Genomic DNA, 10,174 nt, shown 5'->3' on the forward strand with positions numbered 1-10,174 from the left:
ATTGGCTATTGGCGGGCTGTGAGAACTTTCTGTACGGGATCAAGCGCGGCCGGCGCTGCCGGCCGCTCGCGCCGCCGAACCAGGGCCGGCCCCAACGGGGGCCGCCGCTCGGGGACCCCGCGCCCCTTAGCGCAAGCGCACGGGGCGCACCCCGGCGGTTGCAGCCCGCCGGCGACGCGACATACGACGAAGCCCCGGGCCGCCATGGTCGATGGCAGGTCCGGGGCTTCATGTCGATCAGTACAAGTGCGGGTGCCTCCGGCGGGGTCCTCGGGCACTCCGGGATGGTTGGCGCCATCCCGACAACCTCCGTCCGGGCAGAGCCGAGCAGGTGGGGCCTGCCCGGTCAAGGTCGTTCAGACGGTGGTGTGCTCCACCTTGACCGGGCAGGCCCCACCCACTCCACGATGTGCGGACGAAGGCCGACGGGATGGCTGGAGGACGCAGCGGAGGGGGAATGCGGCGCGAGTGGACAGCCGTGACCTGACTGTCCGAAACGGCGAGCCGATCTGAGATGACAGTGCCAGGGTCATCGGAGGCGTTGGAACTATACCCGCATGAGTCGAGGATGGGAGCTGGGCCTACCTGAAGTGAGGACGCGGACCAAGCCGCGTTTGAAGATCTGGAGTTGCTCAGCAGGCAAGCGAAGAGTGAGGTGGACCTCCCTCGGTAGATCGAGGTCCGCCGCAGTCTGGTCGGCGAAGACTAGCCGCAACTCATTCGTGTCGCTGGGAGGCATCATGGGCAGGGTTGGCTGTCGCGAGGGTGTGATCTCGCATTCGACCACCTCCCCATAGCATCCCAGCTCGGGATATGGGCCGACCGCGATCCAGTAGGTGTCCCAGCCGCGTGACCTTTTGTCCTCGGTAGCTTCAGAGCACTCTTGGAAGATCAGCGACCACGACTCTAGAAGTGGCTTATCCCTGACCCAGAGGGTGTAGACCTCGTCGTGCGCCTCGCCCGCATCTCGCAACACGGTAGGCAAGTCGGAGCTGAAAGGTTCCCACGTCACACGTCCCAATCTAGATCGATGCTCGGCTGGCCGGGGTTGGGGCTGGCGCCCCGCGATCGCGCCGAGGAGCTTGGCCGCCGTTAAAGATCATCTAGTACAGATCGGGTACAACTGAGGGCAACCAATGCCGGCAGATGTTGGCAAGCATCGGCAGGTTCAGCGCTGGTCAGGGCGTCGATCGGTCCGATTGATGATGTTCTCTCACTACCGTGGGTGTAAGGGGTTCAAATCCCCGGTGCGCTCCACTGTCCTGGTTCGGAAGAGGCCCCGCCGCTAGCGTTGCTTGTGTGACGAGGGAGATCGAGCCGGAGGTGCAGCGGCTGCGGGACCAGGCGCTGACACGCGTCGGTCGCTGGTCCGGTCGGACGCCGATCCGAACCGCGCTGTACCACCTGACGCGAGGTCGGGTCGACAGGCGCCCACGGTATTCGGTCGGCCAGCTTCCGGCGCTCGGAACACCTTGGCAGGACACCGTCTCTGGCCGGTACTTCGGTTGGCGCTGTAGGGAGGCGAACTTGGATGGCCGGTTCGCCTTCGTGGTCGAGTACATCGTTTGCCAGTACTGCCAGGCGGCTTGGGTGGACAAGCCGTACACGGCTGAGGAGTACCAACGGAAGGGGCTTGCCTCAACCGGCTTGAGAGCGCTTCGCGAAGAGAACCCAGGGCTGCGATGGTTCACGGGCAGCGGACACGTGAGAGACGCGAGAGCCTTTTGGGTATCTGTCGGCATGGGTGTTCCTGGCGGGTACGAGGAGCGCGAACTGTGCGAGCACATCGACAGGAACGGGGGAGTGAAGCCACGCTGGCTGCTCAGACGGCAGCGGCGACACAGTGCGAGTGATCGCCGCTGCCGCCGCTGATCGACCGAGCGGCCAGGCTGTCTCTTGGCGCCACGTGGCACCAAGATCATGCCGTTGTCAGGCCGTTGAAGGTGAACCAGTAGCGACAGAGGTTGACCGACGTTGGCTGCCTGAGTCCCAGGTCGGGAGGCGTGAAGGCCGCCTGATCGCCTCTGCCGGCCAACGAGATCAATACCGCTGGAAGTGGTACTACTCCCCGACTAGAGGCACGACGCGCGACGGGCATCCAAGATCATCGGGTGCAGATCCACTACAACTGAGAGCAGCCAACGGCGGCAGACGTTGGCAGGTGCCGGTAGGTTCCGCGCTGGACGCGGCGGCGATTGGTCTGATTGACGATGTCCTCTCGCTGCGGTGGGTGTATCGGGTTCAAATCCCCTCAGTGCCGGGAGCAGTGCTGCTGAGTAGCGGAACGCTGCGGCAGGCAGGCGCGAGCAAGTACTGCAGCGAAGTACAGCAACCGACGGCACCAAGCGGAACCACGGCAACCACCATCAGACCGTCGGCCAGCGGCGCGAGCCGAACGAGACCGCATTGCCGATCTCTGGGGGTCAAGGGGTCGTCGGTTCAAATCCGGCCGTCCCGACAGCATGAAGAAAGGCCGCTGACCGGAGCGTATGCCCTGGTCAGCGGCCTTTCTGCTGTGCTGAAACAGTGGGGAGTTTGCGATCTAGACCGCGCGTAGCTGGGGACCACTTGGGGACCGGCGGGCCTTCAGGTGGGCACTCAGCGCCGCTCCCGCGTCCGTGATCGACTGCCGGTCGGGGTGTAGGTACCGCTGGGTTGTGGTCAGCGATCCGTGCCCGGCGATCTTCCGTAGGACATGCACCGGCACGCCTGCGTCGGCCATCCAGGTCAGCCCGGTGTGCCGTAGGTCGTGCCGGCGCAGGTGTTCGTAGCCCAGCTTGGTGACCACCTCATCCCAATGCGTCGCGTCGCGCAGCACGGCGGTGCTGATCCTGCCGCCGCGCGGCCCGGTGAACAGCCGTGCCTCGGGCGTGGTCACCGCGTCCAGGCGGTGCGCCACGATCGGCCGTACCTCTTCGATCAGCGGCACGATGCGTGCCCGCTTTCCCTTGGTGCCCTTATCGATCAGTCCACCGGGGCTGGGTGTGGTCTGCCGGCGTACCGTCCACATCCAGGATGCCCGGTCGATGTCCTCGGCCCGTACGCCTGAGACTTCCCCGATTCGCGCTGCTGTGCAGGCCGCGAATATCACCACGTGGGCCCACCCGGTGAAACCGTTCGCGGACCGCTCGACGAGCGCATCGGCGAGCGTGGTCAGCGATTCCCAGTCAGGCAGCGCCAGCGAGCGGGGATCGTCCAATTCGTCTGCGGCTCGCTGATACTCGCGTTGCCACCCGGTGACCTGCGCCGGGTTCCGCTGGATGATGCCGTCGCGTACGGCCTGCTCCATTACGCGGACCAGCGCGGCAAGACTGTTCTTCACCGTGGATCGGCTGCATTCGTCGGCAATCCAGGAGTGAACAGCCCGGTCAACCGCGCCGTTGGTAATCATGCGAACGGGAATGTGACCGAGCGTCGGAACTACGCGCTTGCGCCAACCCGCCAGGTAGGGATCAAGCGTCTTGCGCTCCAATCCGCGCAGAGCCAGCGTCATCACGCTCTCGCCGTATTCGGCCAGGCGCTTGGTCGCGGCGAGCGGGTCGACACCACCCTGCGCCGCACTGGTCATTCCGTCGATCCACGCCTGTGCCTCTTCCGGCGTGGCGGCCGTCGTTGACTTACGTCATCAGGTCGCGGTGCTGCGCCGGCAGGTCGTACGCCCGGACCCCGGGCCCGTCGACCGGTTGGTGCTGTCAGCCCTGTCGCGGCTGCTGCCTCGGTCCCGCTGGTCGGCGTTCTTCGTTACCCCCGCCGCCTTGCTGTGGTGGCACCGGGAGCTGGTCGCCAGGAAGTGGAGCTACCCGAAACGACGACCAGGGCGTCCTTCGATACGGGCGGAGATCCGCACCCTGGTGCTGCGCCTGGCTGAGGAGAATCCGACCTGGGGCCACCGCCGGGTGCAGGGCGAACTGCTCAGGGTTGGCTATCGCGTCGCGGCCAGCACGGTGTGGAGCATCCTGACCGCTGCCGGCGTTGACCCGGCTCCGCGGCGCGGCGGGCCTACCTGGTCTCAGTTCCTGACCGCCCAGGCCAAGGGCGTCCTGGCCTGCGATTTCCTGCACGTGGACACGATTGGGCTGACCCGCATCTACGTCCTGTTCCTGATGGAGGTCGAGACCCGGCGCGTACACGTCCTCGGTGTCACCAGGCATCCGACAGGGGAGTGGGTCACCCAGCAGGCCCGGAATCTGCTTCTGGATCTTGGCGACCGAGTCGCCCGGTTCAGGTTCTTGATCCGAGACCGTGACAGCAAGTACATCGCCGCGTTCGACCAGGTCTTCATCGCCGAAGGCATCGAGATCCTGCGGACTCCGCCGCGGGCGCCTCGGGCGAACGCGTACGCGGAGCGGTGGGTTCGCACAGTCCGCCGGGAGTGTCTCGACCGGATGCTGATCTACAACAGGCGGCATCTACTTGCCGCCCTCGACGAGTACGTGGCCCACTACAACGAGCACCGGCCGCACCAAGCCCGGCACCAACAACCGCCCGACGCCACCGACATACCGTCACGACCGGTCGCCGACCTGCCCGCCGCACGAGTGCGGCGTAGGAAGATCCTCAACGGGCTGATCAACGAATACTCCCAGGTGGCGTAGCTGTGACCCACTTTTCGAGCGGTACAGGTTCCCGCAGGTTCGCAAACGCTGATGGCCTGCTACCTCGGCCCTTGTTCTAGGCATGTTATTCCTTACAACGCCGCCTCGGCGCCGGTAGCGTCTGGGCGAACAACAATGCTGTCCAGAACGGCTTCGATATCAGCCGTGGGCGTTCCAACAGGGGCGGTAGCGAACTTTTCGAGCGTCAGCTCGCGTTGCGGGCGCGCGACGACCCGTTCGGTAAACACATCCTCCTCGAGCCCCACGTATCCATCCGACTGTGCCTGTCTGAGAAGATTGAGTGTTATGATCGACTTGACGGCAACATTTGTGATGAAGAGAGCACCTGCTTGGAATCGGGAGTCGATGTCGTGGCCGCGTATGCGATCTTCGGTACTGTCATCTGCGTGTACGAGGTCGCCGTATAGCCAGGCATAGGCCAGCTCTTTGTCTGTGACCAGTTCGCCAAATGCCTCCGTAAGCGAGCCGGCTCTTGACTCGTAGCCGAGAGTCCGTCTGTCGGCAGGGTCGAGTGGCCGCCAGCCGTCGCGGATGTTCTGAAGGTGCTCCCTGAGTTCATCAGGAGCGGCACGCAGGAAGAACCCGAGGGCATTCGTTACCTTCCCATGGTAGACCGGATCACCCTGAAGAAGAAAGGGGCGGCATCGCGCCGCAAGAGAGTCGAGTGACTCCTCGTCGGGCAACTCCCAAGTCATCGCTGCCTTGCCCGACTCCGCTTCGAATGTCAGCGTGAACGTTCCCTGGGACCACTTCATAAGCCGCTGCTTGTCGGAGGCGAGTGAGTGCTCCTCTACGCGGCGGGCGCGCACTGTGAACCGTCGTAACACCGCTCGATGGCGGGCCGCCACCGCCTCCGGACCGTTATTGGAGCTTCCAGCCTCGGGTGACTCGACCACGTTCAACCCTTCATCTTATGGCTGCGGGCGCCGACCTTAGCGCAAAGGACGGTGGCTCGCCCTCAGTACTGCCTCGACCATCCCACACAAGTCGCATAGGTTTCGTTCGCCTTTGTGCTTGGTCAGGAGTCGGTCCTGGTGCTCTGGTGATGGGTCATCTGCTCAAGAAACTCGTCCATTACCCGCCCGAAGGTGTCGGTTTCCCACTTGGGCCGTCGCAGCGGCACATTGTGTCCGTCCAGGAAATTCTGCAACGGCACCCCGGGGTTTCGAGATCGCCACCGGTGTAGCAGGTCACCCACGTTGAAGCCGTCCTCCGCAGCCCCCTCGAGCAGGCTGAGCTCCGATAGCGTTATGACACCCAACGGGGTGGCGCGGCTGGTCTGCAGCGTCCCGGTCGCAGCGACGATCTCCTCAACCCGGCGGTGTACGCCGGGATTGCATGGCAGGCCATCCTCTGGAGTGATGATCAGGGGTACGAACCTTGTGCCGGGCGGCAGGTTCCGCCCGGCTAGCCGTGGCAACTGTTGGGTTAGATGCCGGATGGTCGAGGCGACCTGAGAAGCCTTACGACCGGCGAGGACGGCGTTGACCTCTCGGTCCAACTCTGCCGGACTGGCGAAGCCGCCAGCCACGGGCTGGGACAGGCGCCGGTTAGTCGCATCCAGGCAGAGCCACATGTCTCCGCAATCCACGACCCAGTCACACACCTTCGGCTTACTGCTCGTTGTCCCCCACGCGTGCCACATGTCGTTCTCCGTGTAGACCCGCCTGAGGTGGCCGGTGGCGGGAAAGATCCGCCGTAGAATCTCGCCGACGCTGTGTTCGAACTGTGTGTTGAGGGCTAACCGGAACGCCTCCTCACGGCCGCCCTTAACCGTCAGGTCCTTGCCACTGTCGATCCCACGTAGGTAGTTGCGGACATCGAACTCGGGTACCTGCCCGAAGGCGCGTTCGAGCACAAACCCGAGTCGGATGACCTGCACCGAGCCGTCCGGAAACCGGACGATCGGCCGCAGGCGCAGTTCATTGAAGTCCCATGGATGCTCTGTCGCGTCGTGCCCGGTCGCATACCGCTGCAGGTCTGACAGCGACACCGACGTTGCGTCGAGGAACCGCTCGACGGCTGCCTGGGCGATACCGGTGCGACGGAAGAACTCGAGCGGGAAGCTCTGGTAGCGGTGCTGCTCAGCCTGCACCCACAGGTGGGTAGCCAAGCCGAGGAACGCGTCCAGCTCACATCCGGTCGCCTGAGCGAACAACTCGGCCGGCTGCCCGCCAGCGCGAGCCTGAAGCTGCGGATCGACTGACGGTGCCCAGCCGCCGCGCCAGGTGGCTTGGGTCCGCGCGATCAGCGGCAACGGGTGGGCAGTGACATTGAAGTACTGGTTCGCCATCAGTTCGGCGGCTAGTGATGCCTTGATCCCGCCCCAGAGCGGCTCGTTATCGTCGTGAACCTGGCCCAGTTCATCGCCGATGCTCCACACCGCGCGCAGCACCAGGTCGAGATCACTCAGGTCGTCGCGGGCGGCCCCGGCGGGGCAGTAGCGCAACGCCTCCTTGAGCGCGACGAGAAGCAATTGCGGCGGCAGGAGCCGCCGACCGGCCATGACGGCATCCAAGGCACGTTTACGAGCGGGACCCGTGAGTGCTGACGTCCAACTAGCTTCGACGGCCTGCACCGGCGGATCGCCTAGGTCAAGGTCGCGCAACATACCGCTAAGTAAGGACAGGGCATGGCCCACGGGGATTCCCGCCCACAGTTGTTCGCGGACCGGGCGGTCGATGACCTCGCCGAGGATCTCCTCCCCGTTGCAGTACGAGCTGATGAAATTCATGCTGGAGTTCCCGACGGCGCGTCGTTGGCCGGGAAGCCACAAACCACCCACGAGCAGCCACTCTAAGTGACTGGTTGCAATCAAGCGACTCAGTAACTCTGGATCGTGGCCAGGCGGGTGCCGAGAGCGAGTGGGGTCCTGTCCTGGATGCTCCCTGCGTGCCGACGTCTCGAAGGGACGTAGGCGGTTCCGATTCCGGCGCCACCTGGGGCGGAGCCTTCCCTCAACGCGCCAGAGCGGTCGGGACTCCAATCAGTCCAGGTAGGGTGGCTGTCAGCCGAGCGGGATGGCGCCGTGAAGGTGCAGCGCGTGTTGGTCATCGACTTGTGTCGATCAACGGACACAAGCCCCCACGTGTACGGCAAGCGCATCGCGACGGGTAGGTGCAAGTTGATCATCTGATCGACGGGGGTGCACTCCTGTGGTGGGGGAGTGGGTGCGGTGATGCTGGGAATCGTCCTGGCGGTAGCCCCCGTTTACCCCCCGAAAACCCTGGCTCAACGCTGACGAACAGTGACAGGAAGCGATCATCGCTCGGTCGTGTCTGTGCAGCTCAGTGCCTACGTTTGACAATCGATGACAAGCTCGGGACGGTTACGGTTGGTAACAAGGGGTCGTCGGTTCAAATCCGGCCGTCCCGACAAGGTGAAACAGCAGGTCAGAGGGCTGGTCCGAAACATCGGGCCGGCCCTTCTGGCGTTCTGGGGACCACGCCGGTCAAGTGCGTCATCCGGTAGCGCACCTTGACCGTCGGTCAAGTCTCAAGCGTCCAGCCGGGATGCCTGCCGAATCGTTCGCTCTCTCTGCATCAAGGCGGCCCGCAAGCGGGCCGCGCCGGCCTGGCCCCGGCCTGCTGGCGACCTCCGGCCGGCATCGGTCGGGCCGGCCGGCCACGCTTGGGGACGACCCGATCAGAAGACCTCGGGGTTCCACCCCGAACCCCGGCCCTCCTCAGAGATCAGCCGGGGGCGGATCACCTCGTCGGGCACCACAAGGGCTACCAGCCTCCCCGGACGGGGCCAAGGTCGTTCGTCCGGTAGGGCGCTCCACCTTGTCCCCGTCCGGGAGGCTGGAAGGTCTACGACTGCCCGACGGGGAGGTCCGCTTCAGCGCTAGCCGCCACCCTTCCCCGAGTAACTGAGGAAGCTGCATGGCATCTCGGCCCCCTGGTGCCAGGCGCTTCCTTTTACGGCGACGGGGTAGCTGACCTCTCTGACCTGTCGGTCGGCGGTCTCGACCGAGAACCGTATCGACAACGGCTCGCTCTCGAACGCGGTAGAGCACTCGATGCGCAGCTGGACATCGATCCAGCCGGTGCCGCCAGGGCGTAGCAGCCGAGACTGGCCGGTGTCACGGACCTGGATGCCGGGTCGCTGACCGACAGCCGCACCAACCGTGATCGGCGCGGGGCCAGCGTTGATCACTGCCAGTTGCCCGTCCATCTGGATGACGCCCGGGCCGTCCGAACCCGAACCCCCGCTACCGCTGTATGCAGGGAAGGCCACGAGCGAGACCGAAGCATTCCGCTCCCGCTCGTCCCGCGAGTCTCGCAGCTCGCTGACCCCGACACCGCCGAGCACAGCGCCGACCACGAAGGCAGCGACAAGCCTTACATTCATCTTTCGTCTGATGACGAGGCGGTCAGGGGTGGTGCCGCCCGACTCCGCCGGCCGGTGATCGTGCTCGTCTAGGTCAATCACTTCGTGCTCCGCCGACATGGGCGTCAGCCTAGGGCTCTCCCCGGCCAGGCGTCGGCCGGCCGTACACCCAAGAGGACCCGCAGACATCGGCGCTACCTGACAACAGCGGATGTACTGGCCAGGGGTGCGACCGCCTGACCGCCATCCGCGATCCTCAACTAATCCGAAGGCCAGCATGGGCCATCCGTGGGCCAGTAACCGTGGCGCGCAGCGGGCACGAGCGGGCACGAGACGCAACCGGGCCGACCGCCGCCCGCAGGCGTTTCGGACATCGCGACCGCTTGAGCACGCTCTTCCAAACTGAGGTGCGGCCACCGCTAACCGTCGGCGGTCGAGGGAGCAACCCGGCATGCCAAGGGCTGAGGACAGCCGAGGCTACAAGAGGCGCCCGAGGCCGGCCGGGGACCAGGTGGGGACCACACGTCGTGCGCGATGGTGGTCGGTATGCCATCGACTGCACGGCCTGATCGTGGGGATAGCGCGTTTGACGTGTGGGAACGCTTTGCGAAGCGTCCTGGGGGTCAAGGGGTCGTCGGTTCAAATCCGGCCGTCCCGACAGTGAGAGGGTTTCCGCAGGTCAGCGACTTGCGGAAGCCCTCAGTTTATTGGTTCGGCTCGATGTGGTGGCGTGTGAGGCGCTGCTGGAACCCTTAACTCGGGTGGTTTAGCGAGCCGATCTTGGTTGCTCCGCTGTGAAATGCCTGGTAGGCGTACTGCATCGTCGTCGTTGTGGTCGCTGCTGGACCTATTAACGGCAGACGATTTTGGACAGAAAGGGCATGATGCTCGCGCCGCATGGCGGTGCGGGACGAAATCGCCGATGCCATCGAAGGATCGTGTCCGGACGGGCCGGCAGCTGCAGCCGCCGTCCCACGTTGCGCGGTACCTGGCGCAGCAGCGCGGGCAGCAACGCCAGTCGCTCGGGTCGAACCGCGGACGCTGCTCGCCGAGCTGGCGCTGCAGCACCATGATCTGGTGTCGCAGGGCGAGGATCTCGATGTTCTTGGTCCGGTCGCTCGTCGCCAGCGGTCGGAGTGCCGCGAAGATGTTCGCCACCCCGAGATGCGTCAATAGCAGCAGCACGACCCGTGTTCTGGCCGAGAATGCCATCCGGGCAGCTCAGG

The 10,174-nt window shown here is 65.0% G+C and carries 5 protein-coding genes; 1 reads left to right on the forward strand and 4 read right to left on the reverse strand.

The window, feature by feature from the left end:
- Nucleotides 1–2,542 precede the first annotated feature (2,542 nt).
- Nucleotides 2,543–3,568, reverse strand: coding sequence for a site-specific integrase (locus tag ACNAW0_RS28855; RefSeq protein ID WP_416291192.1), 1,026 nt, complete (start codon nucleotides 3,566–3,568; stop codon nucleotides 2,543–2,545).
- A 31-nt stretch (nucleotides 3,569–3,599) separates the two neighbouring features.
- Here ACNAW0_RS28855 and ACNAW0_RS28860 point away from each other — a divergent pair, with 31 nt between their 5' ends.
- Nucleotides 3,600–4,595 (forward strand): integrase core domain-containing protein, encoded by a 996-nt coding sequence (locus ACNAW0_RS28860; RefSeq protein WP_416291193.1) that lies wholly within the window; start codon nucleotides 3,600–3,602, stop codon nucleotides 4,593–4,595.
- A gap of 92 nt (nucleotides 4,596–4,687) precedes the next feature.
- On the opposite strand, the gene ACNAW0_RS28865 is transcribed toward ACNAW0_RS28860, so the two are convergent.
- The 3 genes from ACNAW0_RS28865 to ACNAW0_RS28875 all read right to left on the reverse strand — a co-directional run bounded on the left by ACNAW0_RS28865 (nucleotide 4,688) and on the right by ACNAW0_RS28875 (nucleotide 9,068).
- Nucleotides 4,688–5,518 carry a hypothetical protein gene (locus tag ACNAW0_RS28865; protein ID WP_416291194.1) on the reverse strand — a complete coding sequence of 277 codons (831 nt, stop codon included), beginning with the start codon at nucleotides 5,516–5,518 and terminating at the stop codon, nucleotides 4,688–4,690.
- Between the two features lie 116 nt (nucleotides 5,519–5,634).
- A complete protein-coding gene (locus tag ACNAW0_RS28870) occupies nucleotides 5,635–7,350 on the reverse strand; it encodes a hypothetical protein (RefSeq protein WP_416291195.1) in 1,716 nt (571 codons plus the stop codon).
- Nucleotides 7,351–8,462: 1,112 nt separating this feature from the next.
- Nucleotides 8,463–9,068 (reverse strand): hypothetical protein, encoded by a 606-nt coding sequence (locus tag ACNAW0_RS28875; protein WP_416291196.1) that lies wholly within the window; start codon nucleotides 9,066–9,068, stop codon nucleotides 8,463–8,465.
- Nucleotides 9,069–10,174: the final 1,106 nt, after the last annotated feature.

It is taken from the genome of Micromonospora sp. SL1-18, from assembly GCF_047921505.1.
Taxonomy (GTDB): domain Bacteria; phylum Actinomycetota; class Actinomycetes; order Mycobacteriales; family Micromonosporaceae; genus Micromonospora.